Genomic DNA, 24,193 nt, shown 5'->3' with positions numbered 1-24,193 from the left:
AGTGGGCGCCGTGCCACTCCACCCTGACGCCATCCTCGAGGCGCTGGACCCTGAACAGCGGGCCGCAGCGACCGCCCTGGAGGGGCCGGTCTGCGTGCTGGCGGGGGCGGGAACCGGCAAGACCAGGGCCATGACCCACCGCATCGCCTACGGCGTCGCCGTCGGCTCGTACGACCCGCGCGCGGTGCTCGCGCTCACGTTCACCACGCGCGCGGCGGGCGAGTTGCGCGGACGCCTCCGCAGGCTCGGCGCACACGCCGTCCAGGCCCGGACCTTTCACTCGGCCGCCCTGCGACAGGCCCAGTACTTCTGGCCCCAGGCCTACGGGACGCCGCTGCCGCCGGTCGCCGACAGCATCATCGCGCTGGTCGCGGAGGCTGCCCGCCGAGAGCGCTTTCCCGCCGAGACCGCCCTGCTGCGCGACCTCGCGGGCGAGGTCTCGTGGGCGAAAGTGTCGAACGTCGCGCCCGCCGACTACCCCGAGGTGGCGCCCACCCGGCAGCGGGCCGTTGCCGGACGCACGCCCGACGAGGTGGCCCGCGTCCTGGCCCGCTACGAGCAGATCAAGTCGGCCAGGGGCGTCGTCGACTTCGACGACATCCTGCTGTGCACCGCCGCACTGTTGTCGTCGTTCCCCGAGGTCGCGCACGAGGTGCGCCGCCAGTACCGCACGTTCGTCGTGGACGAGTACCAGGACGTCAGCCCCCTGCAGCAGGCCCTGCTGGACCTGTGGCGCGGCGACCGCGACGACCTCTGCGTGGTAGGCGACCCGGCGCAGACGATCCACAGCTTCGCCGGCGCGCAGGCGTCCTTCCTGACGAGCTTCGCGCTCCGCCACCCCAGTGCCCAGGTCATCGAACTCGTCCGCGACTACCGCAGCACCCCCGAAATCATCTCGCTGGCCAACGCCGTGATGCGAGGTCACGGCCCGGGCGTCGAGTTGCGACCCGTGCGTCCCGCCGGCCCCGTGCCGACGTTCGCTCAGGCCGCCAGCGAGCCGGACGATGCCCGGTCGCTGGTGGCTTGGCTGAAGGCGCTGGCCGATCAGGGGGTGCCCTACGGCGAGATGGCCGTGCTCTACCGCATCCATGCGATGTCGGTGCCGCTGGAGGCGGCGTTGAGCGACGCCGGCATTCCCTACGCGACGCGGGGCAGCGAGGGCTTCTTCGAGCGCGGCGAGGTCAAGAGCGCCCTGCACGCCCTGGCGGTGGCCGTCCGCACCACCCAGTCGGACGATGCTGCTTCCGCGCAGTTCCGGGCCGTCCTGGCCGGCCTCGGCTGGACGCCCGACCCGCCCGACGGCCAAGGTGTGGTCCGGGAACGCTGGGAGTCGTGGTCGGCGCTGGCGTCCCTGGCGGACGACTTCTGCGCGGCCCATCCGGACGCCTCCCTCGCCGACCTCAACGACGAACTCGAGGCCCGCCGGACGAGCCAGCACGCGCCAGCCGGCCAGGGCGTCACGCTGTCGACCCTGCACGCAGCCAAGGGCCTCGAATGGGACGCCGTCGCCGTCACGGGCGTGTGCGAGGGCAGCCTGCCGTTCGCGCTGGCCACCACCGCCGAGCAGGTGGCCGAGGAGCGCCGCCTGTTCTACGTCGGCGTCACCAGGGCCCGGACGCACCTGCGGATCTCGTGGGCGACGACCCGCAACGGGGGAGGGCAGCGGCGTGCCCCCAGCCGGTTCCTCGACGGGATCGTGGCCGTGCCGAAGGCGGCGGCCGCCCCGGCGTCCCGACGAACGCGCCAGGGCCCCCGCTCCGCGCTGTCGGAGACGTGCCGGTCCTGCGGGCGGGGGCTGACCTCCGGACGCGAGCGCAAGCTGCATCGGCACATGGACTGCCCGGCGTCCTACGACGAGGGACTGTTCGAGGCGCTCAAGGTCTGGCGGAAGGCGCAGGCGGACGCCGCGGGCGTCCCTGCGTTCGTGGTGTTCACCGACGCGACGCTCATGGCGATCGCCGAGGACGTTCCGACCGACGAGGCGGCGCTGCTGAAGGTGGGCGGGGTGGGAAGGGTCAAGCTCGACCGCTACGGGGCCGAACTGCTGCCGCTCCTGGTCGCGGCCAGCAAGGCTCAAGCCTGATTGCTACCAAGCCGCACCGCGTGACAACGGGGACGCCAAGGTCCTGACAACAGTGAAGTGCCGGACGGATGACCGTCCGGCACTTCAAAGATTCGAGCTCTCGCCGCTCAGGCCTTCGGCAGGAAGCGGGTGAGGTTGGTGCTGCACGTGGGGCACTTGGCCTTCGCGATGCGGGTGCCCTTCTCGTTGACGGACACCTGACCCTCGGCATCCCGGTGATCCTTGCACTTCACGCAGTAGAACGAACCCTTGTAGGTCTCTGCGGCCACGTTTGTCCTCCTGTAGGTAGGGACGCGCACGACACAGTTCGAGTCGGACGCCTTCGGTCACACTGTAGAGCACGCTCAGGGAATTCCCCGTAAGCGGCAAAAGGCAAGACCCCCGGCTGCGTCGCAGCCCGCTTGCCTTCCCCTGCATGCGGAGCGTCGAACCGGAGGTCTTGTTGGATGAAAGTACCGCCGTTGCCGGAGCCGGTCAAACGGGGCCGTCCGGGCCTGGACGCGTCGCCCGCGGACTTGTCGGAGGGCTCATTTATGGTGGGGCTGTGCAAGAGCCGAGCTATCAGATCCGCGAGTCCGCCCGTCGGCGACGCACGTTGACGGCGTTCCGAGAGGGCGGTCAGTTGGTGGTCGTCGTGCCGGCCACCCTGTCGGCGCGGCAGCGGCGCGAGCTCGTCCCGCCATTGGTGGCGCGGTTCCTGGCCAAGGAGGTCAAGCGGTCCGCCCCCCGCGGGGACGCCGAACTCACCGAGCGCCTGGGCGAGCTCTACCGCCGCTACCTTGCGCCGGTCGGCGGACCGATGCCGTCCGTCGGGGCCCGCTGGGTGACCAACCAGAACTCTCGGTGGGGCTCCTGCACGCCCTCAACCGGCGAGATCCGGCTGAGCCATCGCCTGCGCGACATGCCCGGCTGGGTCGTCGACTACGTCTTGGTGCACGAGGCGGTCCACCTCATCGAAAGGGACCACTCGGCCCGCTTCCATGCCCTCGTGGCCCGCTATCCGCACACCGAGCGCGCCAAGGCCTTCCTCGACGGCGTCCAGTTCGCCTGGCGGCGTCCGGACGCCTAGGCCCCGTCCGGTCCCTTGCGGCCCTCTTCGTCGAGCAGACGGGCCAGTTGGGCGTCCAGGTCGTCGACCCCATCGGTCGGCGCGACCGCGGGGCGTCCACGCTCGACGTAGCCGAGCGGGTCGTCCAGGTCGGCAGCCGTGGGAATCAAGTCGGGATGCGCCCAGGCGGCGTCGCGCGCCTCGTAGCCCTGTGCGGTGCGCAGGGCGGCCCACAGATTCGCCGCATCGCGGACGCGCCGGGGCCGCAGCTCCAGGTTGAGCAGCGCCTTGAGCGCGGCCTCGGCCGGACCCCCGCTCGCTCGGCGCCGACGGACGCTCTCGAGCAGCGCGCTGGCACCCGGCATCAGCCCCGCGGTCGTCACGGACACCACGTCGTCGACCCAGCCCTCGACGAGCGCCACGAGGTTCTCCAGGCGCCCCAGGATCTCCGTCTGCTCGGCGGTCTGCACCGGCTCGAAGAGCTTGCTGGACAGGGTCGAGCCCAGCGACTCCAGATCTTCGGCGGTCATCTGCCCGGACATCTGCGACTCCAACGCCTCCTCGATCGCGTGGGCGTCGATCGAGATGCCGCGCGCGTAGTGCTCGACGAGGGCGAGCAGCTGCGGTCCCAGCCAGCCCACGGACGCGAACAGGCGCTGGCGGGCGGTCTCGCGCAGGGCCAGGTAGAGCCGCACATCGGCGTCCGACTGCTCGAGGCCGTCGCCGAACTTGGCGACGTTGTCGGGCAGCAGGGCGACGATCGGCTTCTTGGTCAGGGGGAACGAGATGTCGCACGCGCTCACGACGTCGGTCGACAGCAGGCCCAGCGCCTGGCCCAGCTGGGCCGACAGCATCCCGGAGGACGCCGCGCGCATCAGCGGCTCGAGCATCGGCTGGAGCCCGCCCAGCTCCTCGCTCTGCTTGGTCAGCAGGCCGGTGATGGCCGCCGAGAACGACGACGCCACGGGGGAGGTGAGGGAGCGCCAGACGTCGAACGTCTGCTCGACCCACTCGGCGCGGCTCCAGGCCGCCGCCGGGGTGGCGATCCGGCCGAAGGCGGTCTGCTGATCGAGCCACAGGTCGGCCAGGCCCACGGCGTCCCGGACGGCGGCCACCTCGGACGCCGACGGCGAGGGGTCGGTGCCCTGGGCGGCCGTCACCTTGCGTGCGACATCGCGGGTGAACGTCCAGTTGAGGCCGTCGGCCCCCGCTCCGCCACCGAAGGACGCCATCTGCGAGGTGAACTGCGTCATGGCCTGCTGCAGCTTGCCCATCAAGCCGTCCATGTCGAAGTTGCCGTCCGCCCCGGGAGTGATGCCGAACTGCGCCATGAACTGGGCGAGCGGGTTGTCCTGGTCGCCTGAGCGGTCGGGATCGAACGGGTCTCGATCGGACGCCATGGGTTCTCCTTCGACGGTTGGAGTCTCCATTGTCGCGCACCGTCCCAATCGATGGCCGGGCTACGATCTGCACAGCGTGCCGCACGGCGCGAATCCCTCGAAAGGGCCCCATGACCAAACAGACCTGGACCGCGCTGGTCGCTGGGATCTGTTTCGCGGCCTGCGTCCTGGTGGCCGCGGTGGTGCCCGTCCCGTTCGTGATCTGGTCGGCCGGCCCCACCAGCGACCTGCTCGCCACCGGCGACACGGTTCCGGTGACGGTGACGAACGCCACCAACTACCCGACCACCGGACGCCTCCTCGTCACCACCGTCTCGCAGACGCGGCTCAGCGCCAACGTGTCGTTGTTGGAAGCGCTGTACTCCTACTGGGCCGAGCAGCGTGAGGTGCAGCCGCGCTCTGCCGTTTTCCCGGCGGGCGTCGACGAGTCGACGCTGGCGGCCGAGCAGGCGACGGAGCTGACGTCCGCGCAAGAGGACGCCGCGGCGGCCGCCTTGCGGTCGGCCGGGATCAAGGTCGACCCCGTACCGGTCGTCGCCGCCGTCAACGCGGCCGGACCCTCGGCGGGCAAGCTGCTCGTCCGCGACGCGGTCATCGCGATCCGCTACACGACGACCCCGACGGCGACGGCCGTGCAGACGGCGGCCGAGGCGAGCACCGCGATCGCGTCCGGCAAGGTGGGGGACCAGATCATGTTCTCGATCGTGCGGGACGGCGTCCCCCAAGACGTGCTGGTGACGACCCAGTCGTCCAAGACCAGCGCCGACCAGCCCGTCGCGGGCGTCAGCTTCGTCCAGGGGTTCCGGTACGCCCCCGAGGTGACGTTCAAGCTGGACCCGTCCGTGGTCGGGAGCGGGTCCGGGCTCATGCTCGCCCTCGCGATCTACGACAAGGTGACCCCGGACGCCCTCCTGAAGGAGCGCATCGTCGCCGGGAGCGGGTCGATCGACGCCAACGGCGCGGTGAGTCGCGTGGCCGCGATCCGCGAGAAGGTGGTCAGCGCCGAACGCGCCGGGGCGTCCGTCTTCTTGCTGCCGGCCGCGAACTGCGCCGAACTGGCCGGTCAACGACCCACGGTGCGGCTGGTGCCGGTCGCGACGCTGGCCGAGGCCGTCGATGCCCTCGGGGCGCTCTCAGACACGGAGAAGGCGAAAACTGTGAAGGGATGCCCATGACCGAGCAAGCCAAGCCAGCGCCGGACGCCTCCGCCGTGATCGCCGTCTGCGGCGAGATCGAGAAGCACGTCGCGGCGTCCGGCTGGGATCAACCGGCCCGGCTGTTCGCCCTCGTCCCCACGGCGGCGCTGCTGGCAGCCGAGCCATCGCTCGGCGCTGCCCTGGGGGAGCAGGCCCACCCGGACGGCCACCTCACGGCCATCGAACAGGACGAGTTCCACGCGGGCGGCGATCTGGTGGCCGACCTGGAGCGGATCGCCTGGCCGGACGGCGTGACGGGCTGCGCGCTGTCCGTCGAGCGGACGCTCGTCCCGGCGTCCGTCGAGGCGGACATCCCGGCCGATCCGGACGCCGCCGCCGAGTTCGTCAACGCTCATCCGCAACGCCATGACGTCCGCGTCGTCGTCGCGGTCGATCGCGGGGGCGCCCAGCACGGGCTCGCCCGACTCAGGTCCGAGCCGGACGCGCTGCTGAGCGGCACCGAGCTCGTCCCGGGCCTGGCCGGCGCACTTCTGCGTACTCTGGACCCATCATGAGCACTCCCGGACCCATCCGCCTCTCGCCCCGACGACGAAATCCGCTGATCGCGACGCTGGCCATCTTGGTCGGCCTCACCGTCATCGCCGGGATCGGCTCCCGCATCTTTACCGACAAGCTCTGGTTCGACTCGGTCGGCTTCGTCGAGGTCTTCTCGACGCAGCTTCTCGGCGAACTGGCCCTGTTCGGCATCGGGTTCGCCCTGATCGGTGGGCTGTTGGCCGCCAACATGTACATCGCCTACCGGCTGCGCCCGCAGGCGCGCCGCCGTGGGGCGAGCGCGATCCTCGATCGCTACCGCGACCTGCTGGAGCACAACCTGCTGCTGGTCATCGCCGTGCCCTCGGTGCTCATCGGCGGGCTGGCGGGGCTGTCGGCCTCGTCGCAGGTCCTGCCCGTGCTGGCCTGGCTGCACCGGGTGCCGTCGGGCATCAAGGACTCCAAGTTCGGCCTGGACACCACGTTCTTCATGCTGGAGTACCCGGTCTGGCGGTTGACGGCCTCGATGGTGCTGAGCGCCCTCGTCCTCGCCCTGATCGCGGCCGTCGCGGTGCACTTCGCGGTCGGCAACCTGGCGTCCGGACGCCCCCGCGTCCGGGGCGCCGCCCCCGGCCCCGTCGCGCGTCATCTGTCCGTGCTGGCCGCCCTGGTCGTGGCCGTCTACGGCATCGAGAACCTGCTGGACCGCTACGGGCTGATGGTCACCCCGGGCGTCCTCTTCGACGGGCTCAAGTACACCGACGATCACGCCCGCATGACCGCCAAGCTGGTCGTCGCTGTGATCGCCTTCATCGTGGCCGCGCTGTTCCTGGTCAACGCCTTCGTCAACCGGGTGATGGTCCCCATCGTGGGCGTGGTCCTGATGGTCGCCTCGGGGCTGATCCTGTCGCTGATCTACCCGACCATCGTCCAGGCGTTCACCGTGAAGCCGAACGAGCCCGACAAGGAGCGCGACTACATCGGCAAGCACGTCCAGGCGACCCGCCAGGCCTTCGGCATCGACAACGTCTCCATCGAGGACTACCCGGCGGTCGTCAACGTCACGCCCGGTCAGCTGAAGGAGGACGCGGCGACGCTGCCGAGCATCCGCCTGATGGATCCGGGCCTCGTCTCGGCCACCTTCGAGCAGCTGCAGCAGGTCCGCGGCTACTACTCGTTCCCCAACACCTTGGCGGTCGACCGGTACACGATCGACGGCAAGCCCACGGACGCCGTCGTCGCCGCCCGCGAGCTGCTGCAGTCCGGCATCCCGGACAAGAACTGGAACAACATCCACACCGTCTACACGCACGGCTACGGCTTCGTGTCGGCGTACGGCAACCGCCGCCAGACGAACGGCGAGCCGGTCTGGATCACCCGCGACATCCCGCCCGTCGGCGACATCAAGCAGACCCAGTCGCGCATCTACTTCGGCGAAGAGACGACGCAGTTCGCCATCGTCGGACGCCTCGAGGGCCAGGCACCCCTCGAACTCGACACGCCGGGTGGCGGCACGACCGGCGGCGAGAGCTACAACACCTACGACGGCTCAGGTGGGGTCGGCATCGGGACGCTTCCGCTGCGGGCGATGTACGCCCTGCGGTTCTCGGACGTGAACCTGCTCCTCAGCGACCGCATCAATGCGGCGTCCAAGATCCTCTACGACCGGACGCCGCAGCAGCGCGTCCAGCTGGTGGCGCCCTGGCTGACGCCCGACAAGACCACGTACCCGGCCATCGTGGACGGACGACTCGTCTGGATCGTCGACTGCTACACCACGTCGTCCAGCTACCCGAACGCGCAGAGCGTCTCGCTGGCCGAGGCCACGTCGGACTCCCAGACCCGCGGCTCCACGACCCTGGACGAGCGCGTCAACTACATGCGCAACGCCGTCAAGGCCGTGGTGGACGCCTATGACGGCACCGTCAACATGTACGCCTGGGACGACACCGACCCGATCCTGAAGGCCTACTCGGGCGCGTTCCCGGACGTGGTGAAGCCGAAGAGTGCCGTGTCGCCGGACCTGCTGGCGCACCTTCGCTACCCGTCCGACCTGTTCAAGGTCCAGCGACAGCTGCTCGCGCGCTACCACATGACGGATCCGGGCAGCTGGTACCAACAGTCCGATCTCTGGGAGGTGCCCAGCGATCCCACGCCCGGCAACTCCAACGCCAAGGAGCCCGCGTACTACCTGACCATCCGTTGGCCCAAGGAGTCGCAAGCCGCCTTCAGCCTGACCGGCGTGTTCGTCCCGAAGGGACGCCAGAACCTGGCCGCGTACCTCGCGGTCAACGCGGACGCCGCCAGCCCCGACTACGGCAAGCTGCGCGTGCTGCGCATGTCGGGCAGCTATCAGATCGACGGTCCCGGCCAGACGTTCAACCAAATCACCACCGACCCCCGGGTCGCGCAGATCATGCGCAACTACACGCAGGGGTCGTCCGAGGGGAAGTACGGCAACCTGCTCACCCTGCCGGTGGGCGGTGGCCTGCTCTACGTGCAGCCGATCTTCGCGGTCCGGGCGGGCACGACGAGCTCGTACCCGGTCCTGACCTACATCGCCGCCCGGTTCGGCCAGCACGTGGGCATCGGCACGACGCTGCAGGAGGCCCTGGATCAGGTCTTCGCCGGGGACGCGGGCGCCAGCACCGGCGAACTGCCGGCCGGCACCCCGACGACCCCGACCGGGCCGACCGCTCCGACGACGCCGACCACGCCGACGACGCCCACGGGTCAGGTGGACCAGGCTGCCGCCAACGCGGCCCTGGACGCGGCGTCCGAGGCCATGACGGCGGCGGACGCGGCGCTCAAGAACGGCGACCTCGCGACCTACCAGGCCAAGGTCAACGAGGCCAAAGCGCAGATCGCGAAGGCGCTGCAGGCGATGGGCCGCTGATCGCCTCGCGCGCTAGCGCCCGACGACCTGAACGTCGAAGCCGGCGGCCCTGAGGTCGGGTTCGAGGGCGTCGGCATCGCCGACCACCACGACGGTGAGATCGTCGGCCGGCAGCAGCTCCGCGGCCGCCTCGGTCGCGGACTCGGGCGTCACGGCCGTCCAGCGTCGCCGCAGGTCGTCGACGAACGTGTGCTCCAGCCCGGCAGACAGCAGCGTGAGGACGCCGTTGCAGACCCCGGACGCCGTCGCGTACTGCAGCGGCTGGACCCCCATCAGGTAGCGCCGCGAGCGGTCCAGCTCGTCCGCGGTGAGCGGCTTGGCGTCAACGGCCAGCAGCGGGCCGGCCAGGGCCACGGCGTCCGCGACAACCTCATTCCGGAACGATCCGGACAAGACGGTGTAACCGCCCGCACGCAGGGGGGCGTTGGTGAGGTGGACGCCGTACGTGTAGCCCTTCTCCTCCCGCAGCACCACGTTGAGGCGGCTCAGGAATGCGCCGCCGAGCACGTGGACCGCCAGCTGATAGTCGGCCCAGCGCGGATCCGTCCGGTCGATGGTGAAGCGTCCGATGCGCACGTCGGCCTGGACCGCGCCGGGCCGATGCACGAGAACCGCGACGCGCTCGCGGCCACGCACTGACTCACCGGCGACGAGGCGCTGCGCCGGGTTCGTCCAGGTGCCGAACGCCGCGGTGACCAACTGACGGACGTCGGCGGGCAGGTCGCCGGCCACGACGACGGTGGCACGCGTCGGCCCGTAGCCGGTCTGGTGGAAGCGACGAACGTCTTCCCCGGTGATCGTGGTCAGGGCCTCCTGCTCGCCGCCCTTGCGCCGGGAGGCGCGGCAGGCGGGGTCGATCAGCGCGATCCGGGCCTCGCGGTCGGCTCGCGACGAGCCGTTGGCGAGCCGTTGCTCGAGGTCCGCCAAGGCGAGGGAGCGCTCACGGTCGACGTCGGCGTCCGACAATTCTGGCTCGCGGACGGCCTCGACGAGCAGCGTGAGGGCCGTGCCGAGGTGGGTGGCCGGGACATCGAGGTAGGCCTGGGTGCCCGCGTAGGTGACGGTGGCCTCCAGGACGGCGCCGCAGTTCTCGACGGCGTCGGCGAACGAGGTTCCGGGGTGGGTCCGGGTGCCCTGATCGAGGCAGGCCGCAGTGAGCGCCGCGACGCCCTCCTTGTCGGCCGGCTCGGCCGTGAGCGGCAGGTCGAGGGCGAGCCCCACGGAGATGACGTGCTGGCCCGGCAGGTGGTACGCGCGGACGGTCAGGCCGGTGTCGAGGGTGAAGACGTCGGCGTCCGGGAAGGACCAGGGACCGGGCGCGCCGAGCTCCGGGCGGGGACGCAGGCTGAGTGTGTCGGCTGTCATCAGAGTTCGCCTTCCGTGGCGCGTTCGTAGGTGAGGACGGCGCGCGCGTCCGGTGCCAGCCAGGCACGTGCCGCGTCGCGCACCTCCTCGGCGGTGATCGAGCAGAACTCAGCCACCCGGCTGTTCACCAGGTCGGGGGAGCCGTGCAGCGTCGCGTAGCAGCTGAACAGATCCGCGCGGGACTCGACCCGAGCGAGTTGGCTCAGCCATTCGCGTTCGAACTGGACGCGGGAGCGGCCGAGTTCTTCGTCCGTGGGGCCTTCGGCGAGGAACCGCTCGACCTCGGAGACGACGGCGGATTCCAGCTGGGGGAGCGGCGTCCCCTCCAGTGCCCGCGCATAGGCGTAGGCGAACGAGGTACCCCCGATGAGCCCGAGCGCGGCCGCGCCGGCCCCCGACGACAGCTGCTCGGAGTGCACCAAGCGGCGGTAGAGGCGCGACGTCTGGCCCCCACCCAGGATGTCGAGCGCGATGTCGCAGGCGTCGAAGGCCCTGGTGCCGCGGGCCGGGAGCCGCCAGGTCAGGTAGACCGCGCCCTCTGGCACGGGCTGCGTCACCGTGCGCCGGGGCACGCCGACCAGCGGAGGCAGCGCTACGGACTCCTCGCGGCTCGGACGCACCGCGGCGGGAATGCCGCCGAAATAGTGCTCGACGCGGGCGAAGGTGTCCTCGGGCTCGACGTCCCCGACCAGCGTGAGGACGCAGTTGCCCGGCTGGTAGAAGCTGCGGAAGAAGCGGGTCGCCGTCTCGGTCGTGGCGGCGTCCAGGTCGGCCATCGAGCCGATGACCGTGTGGGCGTACGGATGACCCGGTGGGAACGTCAGCGCCAGGGCGTGCTCGAAGACGTCGCCGTAGGGCACGTTGTCGTAGCGCTGCCGCTTCTCTTCTTTGACGACCTCGCGCTGGTTGTCCAGATTCTCCTGGCTGAGGGCGGCCGGCAGGGTCGCCATCCGGTCGGCCTCGAGCCACAGGGCGAGATCCAGCGCGCCCGTCGGCACGGCCTCGAAGTAGTTCGTCCGGTCGAAGAACGTCGTGGCGTTCACGGACGCCCCCGCCGCCTGCATCGCCCCGAGATGGTCCCCGGACGCGACGTTCGCCGACCCCTGGAACATCAGGTGCTCGAACAGGTGGGCGAAGCCGCTCTCACCGTCGACCTCGTCCCGGGAGCCCACGTCGTACCAGAGGTTCACCGCGACCACCGGCACCGCGTGATCGGGGCTGACGATGACGCGCAGCCCGTTGGGCAGCGTGCGTTCAATGAGGGGATACCCCAGCTCGAGGTTGGTCACTGCGCTATGGAAGCACACCCGGACGCCGACCGTCGGCGGTGTCTTGTCGGCTACCGCTTGCGGCGACGCCGAAGGCCGGGCGTGGTGGGTGGCACGAGTGCCAGCATCAGGCCACCAAAGACGATGCCGCCGCCGACGATCGGGGTCAGCGGCGAGCTGAGCACCTCGGCCGCCCGGGGCTTGGACGCGACCCGTGCGCTGGAGCTGGCGGTGCCGCCTGCGCCGTCGGTCGTAGCGCTCGGCGTGGCCGTGGACGCACCGGAGCTGCGGGTGGCGCTGGTCGCCTGGCCGACAGCAGTCGTCGAGGTTGCCGGGGCTGGGACCGGGGCGGTGTGGTCGCCGCTGGGGGCGGCCTGCGGTGTGAGGTTGCTCGCCGCGGGGCCCACCGACTCGCTCGTTGAGCTCGCAGTCTGTGCGGTGCTCGGCGCCGGGGCGGACGAACCCGCCGGGGACGTGCTCGACGAGCTGGGCTTGCCGGGGGCCGTGGGCCTATTTGACTGGCCCAGCCCCTTGCCGGGTGGCGTGGAGGAGGTCGTCGCGGGCGTGACCGACGGCGACGGGGACGCCGAGGCTCGGTCGGCGGCCTTGTCGGCAGCCTTGGCGGCGGCAGCGGTGGCTTGGTCGGACGCGACCGAGGGGAGTGCGGTGGGCAGGCCGACCGACGGGGTGGGCTGGGACACGGCGATGGCGCCTCCCGCGATCGCACAGAGCACGCCGAGGCGAGCCCTGGTGCTCCAGGGCGTCCGTCTGGGACTTTCCCTCACGCGACCCCGCTCTCGGTTGGGCGAACTGCCGCTCCAGGATAGGGAGCCACTGTTAAGTGAACACGTCCCTTGGAGGGTGACACGCGCCCTCAACAGCAAGAGGGACGCCGTCCGGCGTCCCTCTTGAGTTCGTAGCGGGGATAGGATTTGAACCTATGACCTCTGGGTTATGAGCCCAGCGAGCTACCGAGCTGCTCCACCCCGCGTCGGTACGCCTATCGTACGGGGCCGTCGTGGCAGAGCCAAATCGACGCCATCCGCAGCCCCGGCCCAGATCGGTTCCTTTTCAACTGTCCGGTACGATTGTGTGGCGCATTCGCCGCAGGTCTACCAGGAGGGTCCATGGTCACCCGGACGCCGCACGCTCGCTTCTTCCCCCGACGCCTGGCCGTCGCCCTCACCGCGTTGACCCTCGCGGCCATCAGCGCGTGCAGCCCCGCCAGCTCGTCGTCGACGGGCTCGTCAGCCGGCACCCCGACCGTCCACGCCCCGGCCGCCAAGACCCTCACCGTCGCCGCTACCGCCGAGCCGTCCACCCTCGACATGACGGCCGGACCCGCTGTCGCCCCCGCACAGGTGCAGCTGTACAACGTCTACGAGACGCTCGTGAAGATCGACGGGGACGGTGCCCTACAGCCGCTGTTGGCGCAGCGCTGGAGCGTGAGCACCGACCGCACGGTCTACACCTTCTACCTGAACCCGGCCTCCAAGTTCGCCTCCGGCGAGCCGGTGACGGCTGACGCTGTTGCGAAGAACATCGAGCGCATCCGCACCTCCAAGACCGTCGGCGCCAAGTATTCCGCAGCCATGGCCGTGGTCACCGGCGAGAAGGCCGTCGACTCGTCGACGCTCGAGGTGACGCTGTCGCGTCCGTCGAACACCTGGCTGTACTCCATGGCCGACACCGCGGGAATGATCGCCGACCCGGCTTCCTTCGACAAGCTGGGCACTGAGTCCGCGGGCTCCGGGCCCTACATGCTGGACAAGTGGACGCGCGGCGACAGCATCGCGCTGAAGCGCAACCCCAACTACTGGGCCAACCCGGGCCGCTTCGACTCCGTGGTCTTCAAGTACTTCCCGGACCCGAACGCCATGAACGCCGCGATGATGGCCGGCACCATCGACATCATCAGCAACGAGCAGGCCCCGGACGCCTTGAGCCAGTTCGCCGACACAGCCAAGTACACGCTGCTCGAGGGGGCCACCAACATGGAGGTGACGCTGGGGCTGAACAACTCCAGCCCCGCGTTGAAGGACCTCAAGGTGCGCCAGGCCATCGCGATGGCCATCGACAAGAAGAAGCTGATCACCAACACCGAGGCCGGCCACGGCACGGTCATCGGCTCGATGGTCGTGCCCACCGATCCCTACTATGAGGACCTCTCGGGCATCAACGCCTATGACCCGGCCAAGGCGAAGCAGCTGCTGACCGAGGCCGGCGCGACGAACCTCACCCTGCGCTTCAAGCCCGCCGCGCTGCCGTACGCGACGGCGGCCGCCCAGCAGGTGGCTGCCGATCTCAAGGCTGTGGGCATCAACACGACGATCCAGGAGCAGCAGTTCCCGGCCGCCTGGGTGGACGCCGTCTACATCAAGGCCGACTACGACCTGACGATCGTCGGACACGCCGAGGCGCGCGATCTCGTGACCTACACGAACCCCGAGTACTACTGGCGCTACAACAACCCGGCCTTCACCGCGCAGTACCAGGCCGCCGACAGCGCCGCCGCCGACGCCTACGCCCCCGAGATGAAGAAGGCTGCGAAGATCCTGGCCGACGACGCGGCGTCCGTGTGGCTCTACATGATGCCGAACCTGGTGGTGACCAAGGCGACCGTCACCGGGCTGTCGAAGAACGCGACCACGGACTCCTTCGACGTCACGACCATCGCCACCCGCTAGCCTCTGGGTCGTGATCGCGACCGTCGCACGGAGGCTGGGTGTCTTTGCCCTCAGCCTCGTCGGCGCTTCGCTCGCGATCTTCATCATCTGCCAGGCGCTGCCGGGCGATCCCGCACGGATCCTGCTCGGCGACGGCGCGTCGGCTGAGCAGATCGCCGCGAAGGCCCACGAGCTGGGCACTGACCGGCCCGCGATCGTTCGCTACCTGACCTGGGTCGCCGGCATGCTCCGCGGCGACTTCGGCACGTCGTACGCCAGCGGGGTGGCGGTGTCCGGCCTCATCGGCCCGACGCTGCCCGTCACCGGCGCGCTCGCCGGGTTCTCGTTGCTGGTCTCGGTCGTCATCGCCCTGCCGTTCGGCATGCTGGCGGCCCTGCGCCGCCGCCGCTGGGAGGGCGTCGCGGTCAGCGCCGTCGCCCAGGTCGGGATGGCCATCCCGGCGTTCTGGGCGGGCATCTTGCTCTCGATCCTGTTCGGGGTCGTCTGGCGGGTGCTGCCACCCAACGGCTACATCCCGCTGACCACGGACCCCATCGGGTGGGCGCGCAGCCTCGCCCTCCCGGTGCTCGCCCTCGCCCTGGTGCAGGCCGCAGTGTTGGTGCGCTACGTCAGGAGCGCGTTCATCGACGTGCTGAGCGAGGACTACTACCGCACCGCCCGCGCCGTCGGCTGGTCGCGCTGGGGGGCACTGCTGCGCCACGGCGTCCGCAACGCGTCTCTCAGCCTGGTGACGGTCCTGGGGCTGCAGCTGGCATCCATCCTGGTGGGCGCCATCGTGATCGAGCAGGTGTTCGTCCTGCCCGGGCTGGGGTCGCTGCTGCTCACCTACGTCCGGCAGAAGGACGTCATGGTCATCCAGGGCGTCGTGATGCTGCTCGTGCTGGCCGTGCTGCTGATCAACGCGCTCGTCGAGGTCAGCTACGTCCTGATCGATCCGCGCCTACGGACGGCCGAGCGATGAGCCGGCTCCAGCTGCGCCTCGGCTTGGTCCTCGTTGCCTTGGTCGCCGTCATGGCCCTGGTGTCGGTCTTTTGGACGCCGTTCGATGCGCTCTACAACACGAGCTTCCCGCGGCTGCGTCCGCCCGAGTGGCCCAACGTCCTCGGCACCGACCGGCTCGGCCGGGACGTGTTCAGCAGGCTGCTCGTGGGCGCCCAGTCCTGCCTGGTCGTCGGGGTCATCTCGGTGGGGATTGCGACCCTGCTCGGAGTCCCCGCCGGCATCGTCACGGCGCAGCTGCCGAAGGCGGCGTCCGAGGTCGTGATGCGCGCGACGGACGTGGCCCAGGCGTTCCCGGCCCTCTTGCTGGCCATCCTGCTGGCCGGGGTGTTCGGCGGCGGGACCGTGACGGCGATGGTCGCGATCGGCCTGGCGGCGGTGCCCCAGTTCATCAGGATCGCGCGCGCCGGCGCGCTGTCGGTGCTGGCGTCCGACTACGTTCTCGCGGCCCGCTCGTGCGGCTCGAGCCGACTCACCATCGCCCGGACGCACGTGCTGCCAAACATCGCGCCACTGGTCGGCGTCCAGGCATCGGTCACGTTCGCCATGGCGATCCTCGCTGAGGCGGCGTTGTCGTACCTCGGGCTGGGCACCCAGCCGCCGACGCCCAGCTGGGGCTCGATGCTGAAGGACGCCCAGAGCGTCTGGTACGGCAGCCCCCTGCAGGCCGTCTGGCCGGGGATCGCGATCGCGCTGGCCGTGCTGGGCTTCAACCTGCTCGGTGACGGACTGCGCGACCTGCTGGACCCGAAGCTGCGGGAGGTCACATGAGCCTCTTGCGGGTCCGCGACCTGACGGTCGCTTTCGGACGCCGACCGCCCGTCGTCCGGGGCATCAGTTTCGACGTTGAGCCTGGCCAGCGCGTCGGACTCATCGGCGAATCGGGCTGCGGCAAGACGGTGACCTCGCTCGCCGTGATGGGGCTGCTGCCCGACAACGCCCGCATCAGCGGGTCGATCCGCCTCGGCGACGTGGAGGTGGTGGGCAGCTCCGACCGGGCCATGTCGGAGCTTCGCGGCGACGAGCTGACCATGATCTTCCAGGAGCCGATGACGGCGCTGGACCCCACGATGCGGTGCGGACGCCAGGTCGCGGAGGTGCTGAGGCTGCACTCGACCGCAGCCCCGGGGGCCGCCCGCGAGCGGGTGCTGGTGATGTTGGGCGAGGTGGGCTTCGCCGACCCGGAGCGGATCGCGAACAGCTTCCCGCACGAGCTGTCCGGCGGCCAGCGGCAGCGGGTGGTGACCGCGATGGCGCTGATCAACTCACCGGACCTCGTGATCTGCGACGAGCCGACCACCGCCCTCGACGTGACGGTGCAGGCCACGGTGCTCAAACTGCTGGACCGCGTGCTGGCCTCGCAGAACGCCGCCTGCCTGTTCATCAGCCACGACCTCGCGGTGGTCTCGGAGCTGTGCTCCGACGTGCTGGTGATGCTGGACGGCGAAATCGTGGAGCGCGGCACGGCGTCCGGGATCTTCACCGACGCCCAGCATCCCTACACGAAGGGCCTGGTCGCGACGTCTCGCCTCGATCTGGTCGAGCCAGGCAGCCGTCTGCCCCTCGTCGAGGACTTCTATGCGGGAGCCGAGCGATGACCGCCGACAAGGAGATGTTCGCCGCGGTCGGCCTCACCCGGGTCTTCGGTCGGGGCGCCGGACGCGTCCTCGCGCTGGAGGGCGTCGACCTCACCGTTCGCCGCGGCGAGCGGCTCGGGGTGGTGGGGGAGTCGGGCTCGGGTAAGTCGACCTTGATCCGCCTGCTGGCTGCCCTGGACACGCCGACGGCCGGCTCGGTCTCGTTCGAGGGCCAGCCGGTGACCGGACGCCCCGAGCGCGAGCTGGGCTTCCTGAGGCGGCGTGTGCAGATCGTGTTCCAGGACCCGCGGGCCTCGCTGGATCCGCGCATGAAGGTGCGGCGGATCATCACCGAGCCGCTCCGTTCGCCGATGATCCGCGCCGAACTCGGCGATCTCGACCCGGACGCCCGCGTCCGCGAGCTGATGGAGGCCGTCGGCCTCGACTACGCGGACGCGGACCGCTACCCCCACGAGTTCTCCGGCGGCCAGCGGCAGCGCATCGCGATCGCCCGCGCGCTGGCGCCCAAGCCGCACGTGCTCATCGCCGACGAGCCCGTCTCCGCCCTGGACGTGTCCGTCCGGGCGCAGGTGCTGAACCTGCTGGACGATCTCGTCGACCGGTTCGGGCTGACCATGATCTTCGTCAGCCACGACCTCCGGGTCGTCCGCCATGTGTGTTCGCGCGCCATCGTCATGAGGCAGGGCCGGATCGTCGAGTCCGCGCCGACGGCGTCCCTGTTCAGCGACCCGCAAACGGACTACACGCGCGCTCTGCTGGCCGCGATCCCGGCGTTCCGCGGCGCCTGATCCCACGGCTGGGACGCGCGCGAAGGCGTCCGGATGGGGCCACGTAGGATCAACGCCCGTGAAGGCCCTCCTGTGCGAGAACGTCCATCCCGCCGGCGTCGCGCTGCTGCGCGACCGCGGCTTCGACGTCTCGACGGTCGAGGGAGCGCTCGGCGAGGCGGAGCTCATCGCCGCGCTCGACGGCGTGGACGTGCTGGGCATCCGGTCGGCGACGCACGTCACGGACGCCGTGATCGCCGCCTCGCCGCACCTCAAAGCCATCGGCGCCTTCTGCATCGGCACGAACCAGATCGACCTCGCCGCGGCGTCCGCGGCCGGCGTGGCGGTCTTCAACGCGCCGTACAGCAACACGCGCTCTGTCGTGGAGTTGGCGATCGGCGAGATCATCTCGATGGCGCGGCACCTGACCGACCACACGGCCCGCATGCACGCCGGCATCTGGACGAAGTCGGCCGCCGGCAGCCACGAGATCCGCGGCCGCAGCCTCGGCATCGTCGGCTACGGCAGCATCGGCAGCCAGCTCTCGGTGGTGGCCGAGGCCCTCGGGATGCGGGTCTACTTCTACGACGTGGTCGACCGGCTCGCCCTCGGCAATGCCCGGCGCTGCGCCACGCTGGCCGAACTGCTGGAGACCGTGGAGACGGTCTCGCTGCACGTCGACGGACGCCCCAGCAACCGCCTCATCTTCGGCGAGGCCGAGTTCGCCCGGATGCGTCCGCGGTCGCTGTTCCTGAACCTCTCCCGCGGGCACGTGGTCGACGAGGACGCGCTGGTCCGGCACCTCAAGTCGGGGCACATCGCTGGCGCCGCGCTGGACGTGTTCGGCCGCGAGCCGAAGACCAACGACGAAGAGTTCGTCAGCGCCTTGCGCGGGATCCCGAACGTCATCCTGACCCCCCACGTCGGCGGTTCCACCGAGGAGGCGCAAGAAGACATCGGCTTCTTCGTCGCGGGCAAGCTGGCCGACTTCGTCGAGCTGGGCTCGACGATCCTGTCGGTGAACTTCCCGCCCGTGCAGCCGGCCGCGCACGGTGGTCGACGCATCGTCCATCTGCATCACAACGTGCCCGGGGTCCTGGCGAACATCAACACCCTGCTCGCCCGGTGGGGGGCCAACATCGAGGCGCAGACGCTGGCGACGCGCGGCCAGCACGGCTATGCGGTCCTCGACCTGGACGCCATCCCGCAGCCCGAGCTCGTGGCCGCCTTGTCGGAGCTGCCCGAGACCGTCCGGGTGGAGACCCGCTAGAGCTGCAGCTCCTCGGTCGGCTCCATCGGCGCCAGCATCCTGAGCACCTCGCCATGCAGGTGCCCGTTGGTGACGACCGCGCCCGGGCCGACGGGGCCGGGGCGTCCGTCGATGTTGGTGAACGTGCCGCCCGCCTCCGTGACGACCGGGACGAGAGCGGCCATGTCGTGCAGCGCCAGCTCGGGCTCGCAGGCGATGTCGACGGCCCCCTCGGCGACCAGCATGTAGCTCCAGAAGTCGCCGTAGGCCCGCGTCCGCCAGCAGTCGCGCATCAGATCGACGAACTGCTGGCCTCGTCCCGAGTCGACCCAGCCGTGGATGGACGAGTACGACAGCGAGGCGTCCGTGACGTTCGTCACGCCAGACACCGTCAGCCTGGACGCCGACGCGAGCGACTTCCCCGTGTACGCGCCGCCGCCGACGGACGCCCACCAGCGGCGTCCGAGCGCCGGGGCCGACACCAGCCCGACGACGACGTCCGGACCATCCATGAGTCCGATCAGCGTCGCCCACACCGGGACGCCGCGGACGAAGTTGCTCGTGCCGTCGATCGGGTCGATCACCCAGCGCCGTGGACCCCAGCCGGTATCGTCGCCCTCCTCGCCGTGGACCGCGTCTCGGGGCCGAGCCCGGGACAGGTTGCGCCGGATCGACTCCTCGACGGCGACGTCCGCGTCGGAGACCTCGGTCATGTCGGGCTTCATCGAGACGGACAGGTCCAGGGCCTTGAAGCGCGCCATGGTGAGCGAGTCGGCGCTATCGGCCAGCACGTGGGCGAGCCGCAGGTCGTCGAGGAATGATTGGTCGGCCATGTCCGCACACTATCGGGCGTGGGAGGCGTGGGAGGTGGGCTCGCCCCGGCCCTCAGCGCAGGTCGTGGTCGGGCGTGATCCAGGCCTTCTCCATGCGGCGGAAGGACTCCAGCCGGCTGGACGCCAGGTCGCCGCGCTGGACGGCGGCGTCCAGAGCGCACTGGGCGGCCGACGTGTCGTGCGCGCAGGCCCGCGGGCAGTCGCCCACGAGGTCGGCGAGGTCGGGAAAGGCGGCGATGATCGAGTCGGTGGTGACGTGGGACAGGCCGAACGACCGGACGCCCGGAGTGTCGATGACCCAGCCGCCACCCGGCAGCTGCAGCGCGACGGCCGAGGTCGACGTGTGGCGTCCGCGGCCGGTGACCTGGTTGACGTGGCCGATGGCCCGGCCGGCGTCCGGGATGAGCGCGTTGACCAGGGTGGACTTGCCCACGCCCGAGTGGCCGACGAAGACGGTGCGATGCCCGGCGAGTTCGTCGCGGAGCTCATCGAGATCGGAGCCTGGGTGGGTCGAGAGCACGGTGACGTCGAGGTCGCGATAGAGCGCGCTCAGCTCGTCGGGCGAGGACAGGTCGGCCTTCGTGAGCACGAGCAGCGGCCACAGGCCGGCGTCGTAGGCGGCGACCAGGATCCGGTCGATCATGCCGGGCCTCGGCGGCGGATCGGCCAGCGCGGTGACGATGGCGAGCTGGTCGGCGTTGGCGACGATGGGCCGCTCGAACGGATCGTCGTCATCCGCGGTGCGGCGCAGCACCGAGCGTCGTTCGACGACGCCGACGATCCGGGCCAGGGTGCCGTCCGCGCCGGACGTGTCACCCACCACCTGAACCTCGTCGCCCACGATGACGCCCTTGCGTCCGAGTTGGCGGGCCTTCGTGCATGACAGCTCGCGCAGGCCCTGGTCGTTGTCGACCAGAACGGTGAAGCGCCCGCGGTCGACGGCGACCACGTAGCCCGTCTCGGAGCCCGAGTAGTCGGGTCGGTCCTTGGTCCGCGGACGCGTCCGCCGGGCCGGACGCCCGTAGCCGTCGTCCTCGTCGTGCCGGACGCCGAGGCGTCCCTTGATGGCCATCAGGCTCCCAGCATCGCGGCCCAGAGGCCGGGGAAGTCGGGCATGGTCTTGGTGGTGCAGTCGACGTCGTCGAGTTCGACACCGGGGACGCCGAGGCCCACGACGGCCGCCGCGTGGGCCATGCGGTGGTCGGCGTAGGTGCGGAAGGTCGCGCCGCGCAGGGGACCTGGCGTGATGGCCAGTCCGTCGTCGGTCTCGCGAACGTCGGCCCCTAGGGCGGAGAGTTCGGACGCCAGCGCCGCGAGCCGGTCGGTCTCGTGCCCCCGGATGTGCCCGACCCCGCGCAGGCGGCTCGGGCCGTCGGCCAGGCAAGCGACGGCCGCCAGCACGCAGGTCAGCTCGGCCACCTCGGCCAGGTCGATGTCGGCTCCGCGGACGCGTCCGGTGACGGTCACGCGTCCGGGGGAGCGGTCGATCGTGGCGCCGAAGGCTTCGAGTGCCGCGAGGACGCCGTCGGCCGCCTGGAGCGTCCGCTCGGGCCAGGCCGTCTCGATGCGTCCGCCGGTGACGAGCGCGGCGCACAGGAAGGCGGACGCGTTCATCAGGTCGGGCTCGATCGCCTCGTCCTGCGCGGCGATGCTGCCCGGGTGGACGACCCAGGTGTCGGCCTCGGGTGTGTCGATCCGGACGCCCCGGTCGCGCAGCATCCCGACGGTCATGCCGACGTACGGCAGCGAGGGAATGGGTGCTCCGCGGTGCCGGATGGTCAGGCCCCCGTCGAACCTCGCCCCGGCCAGCAGCAACGCTGACAGGAACTGACTGGACGCCGAGGCGTCCAGTTCGACGACCCCGCCTGGGACCGAGCCTGCGCCCAGCACGTCGAACGGCAGCGCGTTGCCGTCGACCGAGACGCCGGCCTGACGAAGGGCGTCCAACAGCGGACGCACCGGCCGCGCGGAGGCCGCGGCGTCCCCGGTGAACCGGCTCCGGCCCTCGGCGAGGGCAGCGATCGGCGGGACGAATCGCATGACGGTGCCCGCGAGCCCGCAGTCGATGTCCGCCGGCACGAAGCGATCCGGCGGAGTGACGGTGACGACTCCGGGTCCGGCGGGCGCGATCGACACCCCCAACGACGTCAGGGCGTCCTGCATGAGGCGCGGGTCCCGGGCGTCCAGGACGCCGGACAGGGTCGAGGGGCCGTCGGCGAGCGCGGCCAGCACGAGGGCGCGCGCCGTCGCCGACTTGGAACCGGGAACGACGACGCTGGCCGAGACCGGACCGGAGGCGGTAGGGGCCACCCACCGCCTCATCGGGCGGCCTCAGCGGTCACTGAAGAACGCCCTTGACGTCCTCGGCCACGGCGTCGAAGCGGCGCTGGGCCTGGCGAGCGGCCTTGTCGAGGTTCTTGCGCGCGCGACGGCTCAGCGCCACGGCGTCCGCCTGAGCCCCGTCCACCGCGCGCGTCGTCGTCCGGCCGAGCCGGGCCGCGGAGTCGCCAGCGCGCCACAGCAGGCTGGGGCGTCCACGGGTGTCCTGGGAGACGACCAGCGCGGCACCCGCGATGGCCAGCTTGCCGAAGAAGTCGGTCATCGCTCCCCGGCGGTCGGACGCCTGGCGCGGATCGGCGGCGACGAGGTGGGGCAGCATGGACGCCGCCGCGAGGACGCCACCTCCGCGGGGGGCGATGCCGGTGGCCATCCCGAGGCCACCCGCGATGGACGCCACCCCGCCCAGGCGCACGAGCGAGCGGGTGTCCTCGGGCACGTAGGCGCTCACCGCCTCGGGCAGCGTCTTCTGGGCGAAGGGGACGAACCTCTGGGCGATCGGCTCGGTGGCCGGCACCAGCGCGTCAGGGTCCCGCAATGCCTTCACGCCGTTGGCGATGAAGTAGGTGGCCATCATGGCCCGACCGGCCCCGCGCAGAAGGTTCATGTCCCATTCCTAGCGCGTGAAGCGGAGCCCGACAAGCCGAGCCGCCACTGTGCGGCCCACCTGGGGAATATCGGACGCCTCCGGGTGAGTTGAACGTGTCGTGACGACCACCTTCGCCCCCGTGACCCAACCTGGGTCGGTGCGCGCCGACGGCTGGAGCCCGCTACTCTCGTACGCGATGGACCTGCCACTCGATGACGCCCCCACGGTCGACCTCGCGACCGAGACCGCCCTGGCGCGTGCTGAGCGCTTCGAGCGTGATGCCCTCGTCTTCCTCGACCAGCTCTACGGCGCCGCGCTGCGCATGACCAGGAACCCGGCCGACGCCGAGGACGTGGTCCAGGAGACCTACGCGAAGGCGTTTGCCTCCTTCCATCAGTTCGAGCCGGGCACGAACCTCAAGGCGTGGCTGTACCGGATCCTCACGAACACCTACATCAACAGCTACCGCAAGAAGCAGCGGCAGCCGCAGTTGAGCGATGGCACGGACGTCGAGGACTGGCAGCTGCACCGGGCCGAGCAGCACACCTCCGACGGCCTGCGCAGCGCCGAGATGGAGGCGCTCGACCTCATGCCGGATTCGGTGGTGACCGAGGCCATGAACGCCCTGTCCCCGGACTTCCGCCTCGCGGTCTATCTGGCCGACGTCGAGGGCTTCGCGTACAAGGAGATCGCCGAGATCATGGGGACGCCGATCGGCACGGTGATGTCGCGCCTCAACCGCGGGCGCGCGCAGCTGCGCCGCGCCCTCGCCGACCATGCGCGCGAGTTGGGCATCATCAAGGACGAGGCCGGCGATGACGACTGATCACACCGCAGAGCCCGCGTCCGACTGTTCGGCCGTGCTCGACCGACTCTGGGAGTTCCTGGACGGCGAATGCTCCGAGGCCGAGGCCGACGAGATCCGCCAGCACCTGGACGCGTGCGATCGCTGCGTCGAGGACGCCGACGTCGCGGTCGCGCTGAAGGCGCTCGTCCAGCGGTGCTGCCGGACGGCGTCCGCCCCGACGACCCTGCGCACCTCGATCATGAAGCAGTACGGCTGCTCGACCTACAGCTCGGTGGAGTACACCGAGGTCACGCGCTTCATCGTCCCGCCGGCGTCCTGAGTCTGACGCCAACAAGCTCGAACCCCCCGAGGATGATCCTCGGGGGGTTCGTTGTCTGGGTCGAAGCCTCAGGCGTTCGGGCGCTTGCCGTGGTTCGCCTTCTTCTTCTTGCGGGCCCGGCTCTTTCGGCCACCCTTCGCCATCTGAGTCTCCTCACGTCAGTGTCGTCGTCGCGCCGCTGGCGCGAGGCGCCATTCTGCCACCCGGACACGGGGGGCGTCCAAACGAGGACGCAGGGACCGTTTACTGTTGGGCC

The 24,193-nt window shown here is 70.7% G+C and carries 23 protein-coding genes and 1 tRNA gene; 13 read left to right on the top strand and 11 right to left on the bottom strand.

Translation table 11 applies throughout. The features are described from left to right. Window positions 1-10: 10 nt before the first annotated feature. A complete protein-coding gene (locus FN821_RS05810; RefSeq protein WP_180319740.1) occupies window positions 11-2,083 on the top strand; it encodes an ATP-dependent DNA helicase UvrD2 in 2,073 nt (690 codons plus the stop codon). Between the two features lie 107 nt (window positions 2,084-2,190). Here FN821_RS05810 and FN821_RS14215 read toward each other — a convergent pair whose 3' ends face one another. After that, window positions 2,191-2,352 carry a DUF5679 domain-containing protein gene (locus FN821_RS14215; RefSeq protein ID WP_165489274.1) on the bottom strand — a complete coding sequence of 54 codons (162 nt, stop codon included), beginning with the start codon at window positions 2,350-2,352 and terminating at the stop codon, window positions 2,191-2,193. 275 nt (window positions 2,353-2,627) lie between these two features. Between FN821_RS14215 and FN821_RS05805 the strand changes: the two genes are divergently transcribed. After that, window positions 2,628-3,152, top strand: a complete 525-nt coding sequence (locus FN821_RS05805) for a M48 metallopeptidase family protein (protein ID WP_241660129.1) — start codon at window positions 2,628-2,630, stop codon at window positions 3,150-3,152. On the opposite strand, the gene FN821_RS05800 is transcribed toward FN821_RS05805, so the two are convergent. Further along, window positions 3,149-4,531, bottom strand: coding sequence for a zinc-dependent metalloprotease (locus FN821_RS05800; RefSeq protein WP_165489273.1), 1,383 nt, complete (start codon window positions 4,529-4,531; stop codon window positions 3,149-3,151). The two genes, FN821_RS05805 and FN821_RS05800, sit on opposite strands and share 4 nt — an antisense overlap. Window positions 4,532-4,641: 110 nt before the next feature. On the opposite strand from FN821_RS05800, the gene FN821_RS05795 reads away from it, so the two are divergent. The 3 genes from FN821_RS05795 to FN821_RS05785 are packed head-to-tail and all read left to right on the top strand — an operon-like array spanning window position 4,642 to window position 9,118. Next, entirely contained in the window at window positions 4,642-5,706 is a 1,065-nt protein-coding gene (locus tag FN821_RS05795; RefSeq protein WP_131171772.1) for a S16 family serine protease, read from the top strand. Continuing rightward, complete coding sequence (locus FN821_RS05790; protein WP_131171771.1) at window positions 5,703-6,242, top strand: PPA1309 family protein; 540 nt, start codon at window positions 5,703-5,705, stop codon at window positions 6,240-6,242. Before FN821_RS05795 ends, FN821_RS05790 begins: the two co-directional genes overlap by 4 nt. Further along, on the top strand, window positions 6,239-9,118 hold the full coding sequence (locus FN821_RS05785) for a UPF0182 family membrane protein (RefSeq protein ID WP_131171770.1): 2,880 nt from the start codon (window positions 6,239-6,241) through the stop codon (window positions 9,116-9,118). The genes FN821_RS05790 and FN821_RS05785 overlap by 4 nt, the downstream gene beginning before the upstream one ends. Before the next feature lie 12 nt (window positions 9,119-9,130). Here the strand turns inward: FN821_RS05785 and FN821_RS05780 are convergent, their stop codons facing one another. The 4 genes from FN821_RS05780 to FN821_RS05765 all read right to left on the bottom strand — a co-directional run bounded on the left by FN821_RS05780 (window position 9,131) and on the right by FN821_RS05765 (window position 12,742). Beyond that, window positions 9,131-10,483, bottom strand: a complete 1,353-nt coding sequence (locus FN821_RS05780; protein ID WP_131171769.1) for a M16 family metallopeptidase — start codon at window positions 10,481-10,483, stop codon at window positions 9,131-9,133. Continuing rightward, the gene (locus FN821_RS05775) at window positions 10,483-11,772 is read right to left on the bottom strand and encodes a M16 family metallopeptidase (RefSeq protein ID WP_131171768.1); all 1,290 of its coding nucleotides are present in this window, start codon (window positions 11,770-11,772) and stop codon (window positions 10,483-10,485) included. Before FN821_RS05775 ends, FN821_RS05780 begins: the two co-directional genes overlap by 1 nt. A 50-nt stretch (window positions 11,773-11,822) precedes the next feature. Beyond that, window positions 11,823-12,452 carry a hypothetical protein gene (locus tag FN821_RS05770; RefSeq protein ID WP_131171767.1) on the bottom strand — a complete coding sequence of 210 codons (630 nt, stop codon included), beginning with the start codon at window positions 12,450-12,452 and terminating at the stop codon, window positions 11,823-11,825. Between the two features lie 216 nt (window positions 12,453-12,668). Further along, window positions 12,669-12,742: transfer RNA gene (locus FN821_RS05765), tRNA-Met, on the bottom strand. A 136-nt stretch (window positions 12,743-12,878) separates the two neighbouring features. Between FN821_RS05765 and FN821_RS05760 the strand changes: the two genes are divergently transcribed. From FN821_RS05760 to serA, 6 genes are read left to right on the top strand one after another with little or no spacing between them, the layout of a single operon-like run. Continuing rightward, a complete protein-coding gene (locus tag FN821_RS05760) occupies window positions 12,879-14,438 on the top strand; it encodes an ABC transporter substrate-binding protein (protein WP_131171766.1) in 1,560 nt (519 codons plus the stop codon). Window positions 14,439-14,448: 10 nt separating this feature from the next. Beyond that, window positions 14,449-15,399: an ABC transporter permease gene (locus FN821_RS05755; protein ID WP_131171765.1), complete on the top strand. Its 951-nt coding sequence runs from the start codon at window positions 14,449-14,451 to the stop codon at window positions 15,397-15,399. After that, complete coding sequence (locus FN821_RS05750) at window positions 15,396-16,208, top strand: ABC transporter permease (protein WP_131171764.1); 813 nt, start codon at window positions 15,396-15,398, stop codon at window positions 16,206-16,208. The genes FN821_RS05755 and FN821_RS05750 overlap by 4 nt, the downstream gene beginning before the upstream one ends. Further along, window positions 16,205-17,035 (top strand): ABC transporter ATP-binding protein, encoded by an 831-nt coding sequence (locus FN821_RS05745; RefSeq protein ID WP_131171763.1) that lies wholly within the window; start codon window positions 16,205-16,207, stop codon window positions 17,033-17,035. The genes FN821_RS05750 and FN821_RS05745 overlap by 4 nt, the downstream gene beginning before the upstream one ends. A gap of 14 nt (window positions 17,036-17,049) precedes the next feature. After that, window positions 17,050-17,823: an ATP-binding cassette domain-containing protein gene (locus FN821_RS05740; RefSeq protein ID WP_131171839.1), complete on the top strand. Its 774-nt coding sequence runs from the start codon at window positions 17,050-17,052 to the stop codon at window positions 17,821-17,823. A gap of 58 nt (window positions 17,824-17,881) precedes the next feature. Further along, window positions 17,882-19,072 (top strand): phosphoglycerate dehydrogenase, encoded by a 1,191-nt coding sequence (gene serA / locus FN821_RS05735; RefSeq protein WP_131171762.1) that lies wholly within the window; start codon window positions 17,882-17,884, stop codon window positions 19,070-19,072. On the opposite strand, the gene FN821_RS05730 is transcribed toward serA, so the two are convergent. From FN821_RS05730 to FN821_RS05715, 4 genes are read right to left on the bottom strand one after another with little or no spacing between them, the layout of a single operon-like run. Beyond that, a complete protein-coding gene (locus FN821_RS05730; protein ID WP_131171761.1) occupies window positions 19,069-19,884 on the bottom strand; it encodes an inositol monophosphatase family protein in 816 nt (271 codons plus the stop codon). The two genes, serA and FN821_RS05730, sit on opposite strands and share 4 nt — an antisense overlap. A 52-nt stretch (window positions 19,885-19,936) precedes the next feature. Beyond that, window positions 19,937-20,956, bottom strand: a complete 1,020-nt coding sequence (gene rsgA / locus FN821_RS05725; protein WP_131171760.1) for a ribosome small subunit-dependent GTPase A — start codon at window positions 20,954-20,956, stop codon at window positions 19,937-19,939. Continuing rightward, window positions 20,956-22,194 carry a 3-phosphoshikimate 1-carboxyvinyltransferase gene (gene aroA, locus FN821_RS05720; protein ID WP_338324574.1) on the bottom strand — a complete coding sequence of 413 codons (1,239 nt, stop codon included), beginning with the start codon at window positions 22,192-22,194 and terminating at the stop codon, window positions 20,956-20,958. Before aroA ends, rsgA begins: the two co-directional genes overlap by 1 nt. Before the next feature lie 28 nt (window positions 22,195-22,222). Continuing rightward, entirely contained in the window at window positions 22,223-22,828 is a 606-nt protein-coding gene (locus tag FN821_RS05715) for a DoxX family membrane protein (protein WP_131171758.1), read from the bottom strand. Window positions 22,829-23,006: 178 nt separating this feature from the next. Between FN821_RS05715 and FN821_RS05710 the strand changes: the two genes are divergently transcribed. Together FN821_RS05710 and rsrA are read left to right on the top strand one after the other, a co-directional pair. Beyond that, entirely contained in the window at window positions 23,007-23,636 is a 630-nt protein-coding gene (locus tag FN821_RS05710; protein ID WP_131171838.1) for a sigma-70 family RNA polymerase sigma factor, read from the top strand. Next, the gene (gene rsrA / locus FN821_RS05705) at window positions 23,626-23,937 is read left to right on the top strand and encodes a mycothiol system anti-sigma-R factor (RefSeq protein ID WP_165489272.1); all 312 of its coding nucleotides are present in this window, start codon (window positions 23,626-23,628) and stop codon (window positions 23,935-23,937) included. The genes FN821_RS05710 and rsrA overlap by 11 nt, the downstream gene beginning before the upstream one ends. Before the next feature lie 68 nt (window positions 23,938-24,005). Here the strand turns inward: rsrA and FN821_RS15020 are convergent, their stop codons facing one another. Next, complete coding sequence (locus tag FN821_RS15020; protein ID WP_131171837.1) at window positions 24,006-24,080, bottom strand: 50S ribosomal protein bL37; 75 nt, start codon at window positions 24,078-24,080, stop codon at window positions 24,006-24,008. Between the last annotated feature and the right edge of the window lie 113 nt (window positions 24,081-24,193).

This window comes from Propioniciclava tarda (assembly GCF_900182665.1).
Lineage (GTDB): Bacteria > Actinomycetota > Actinomycetes > Propionibacteriales > Propionibacteriaceae > Propioniciclava > Propioniciclava tarda.
The sequence above is the reverse complement of the archived record's forward strand: the minus strand, read 5'-3'. Positions and strand labels throughout refer to the sequence as shown.

Excerpts from the sequence above, each read along its gene's own strand:
- rsrA (WP_165489272.1), top strand. The coding sequence starts at position 23,626 with ATGACGACTGATCACACCGCAGAGCCCGCGTCCGACTGTTCGGCCGTG.
- FN821_RS05785 (WP_131171770.1), top strand. The coding sequence starts at position 6,239 with ATGAGCACTCCCGGACCCATCCGCCTCTCGCCCCGACGACGAAATCCG.
- FN821_RS05760 (WP_131171766.1), top strand. The coding sequence starts at position 12,879 with ATGGTCACCCGGACGCCGCACGCTCGCTTCTTCCCCCGACGCCTGGCC.
- FN821_RS05745 (WP_131171763.1), top strand. The coding sequence starts at position 16,205 with ATGAGCCTCTTGCGGGTCCGCGACCTGACGGTCGCTTTCGGACGCCGA.
- FN821_RS05710 (WP_131171838.1), top strand. The coding sequence starts at position 23,007 with ATGGACCTGCCACTCGATGACGCCCCCACGGTCGACCTCGCGACCGAG.
- FN821_RS05740 (WP_131171839.1), top strand. The coding sequence starts at position 17,050 with ATGTTCGCCGCGGTCGGCCTCACCCGGGTCTTCGGTCGGGGCGCCGGA.
- rsgA (WP_131171760.1), bottom strand. The coding sequence starts at position 20,956 with ATGGCCATCAAGGGACGCCTCGGCGTCCGGCACGACGAGGACGACGGC.
- FN821_RS05750 (WP_131171764.1), top strand. The coding sequence starts at position 15,396 with ATGAGCCGGCTCCAGCTGCGCCTCGGCTTGGTCCTCGTTGCCTTGGTC.
- FN821_RS05715 (WP_131171758.1), bottom strand. The coding sequence starts at position 22,828 with ATGAACCTTCTGCGCGGGGCCGGTCGGGCCATGATGGCCACCTACTTC.
- FN821_RS05730 (WP_131171761.1), bottom strand. The coding sequence starts at position 19,884 with ATGGCCGACCAATCATTCCTCGACGACCTGCGGCTCGCCCACGTGCTG.
- FN821_RS05800 (WP_165489273.1), bottom strand. The coding sequence starts at position 4,531 with ATGGCGTCCGATCGAGACCCGTTCGATCCCGACCGCTCAGGCGACCAG.
- FN821_RS05790 (WP_131171771.1), top strand. The coding sequence starts at position 5,703 with ATGACCGAGCAAGCCAAGCCAGCGCCGGACGCCTCCGCCGTGATCGCC.
- FN821_RS05780 (WP_131171769.1), bottom strand. The coding sequence starts at position 10,483 with ATGACAGCCGACACACTCAGCCTGCGTCCCCGCCCGGAGCTCGGCGCG.
- FN821_RS05795 (WP_131171772.1), top strand. The coding sequence starts at position 4,642 with ATGACCAAACAGACCTGGACCGCGCTGGTCGCTGGGATCTGTTTCGCG.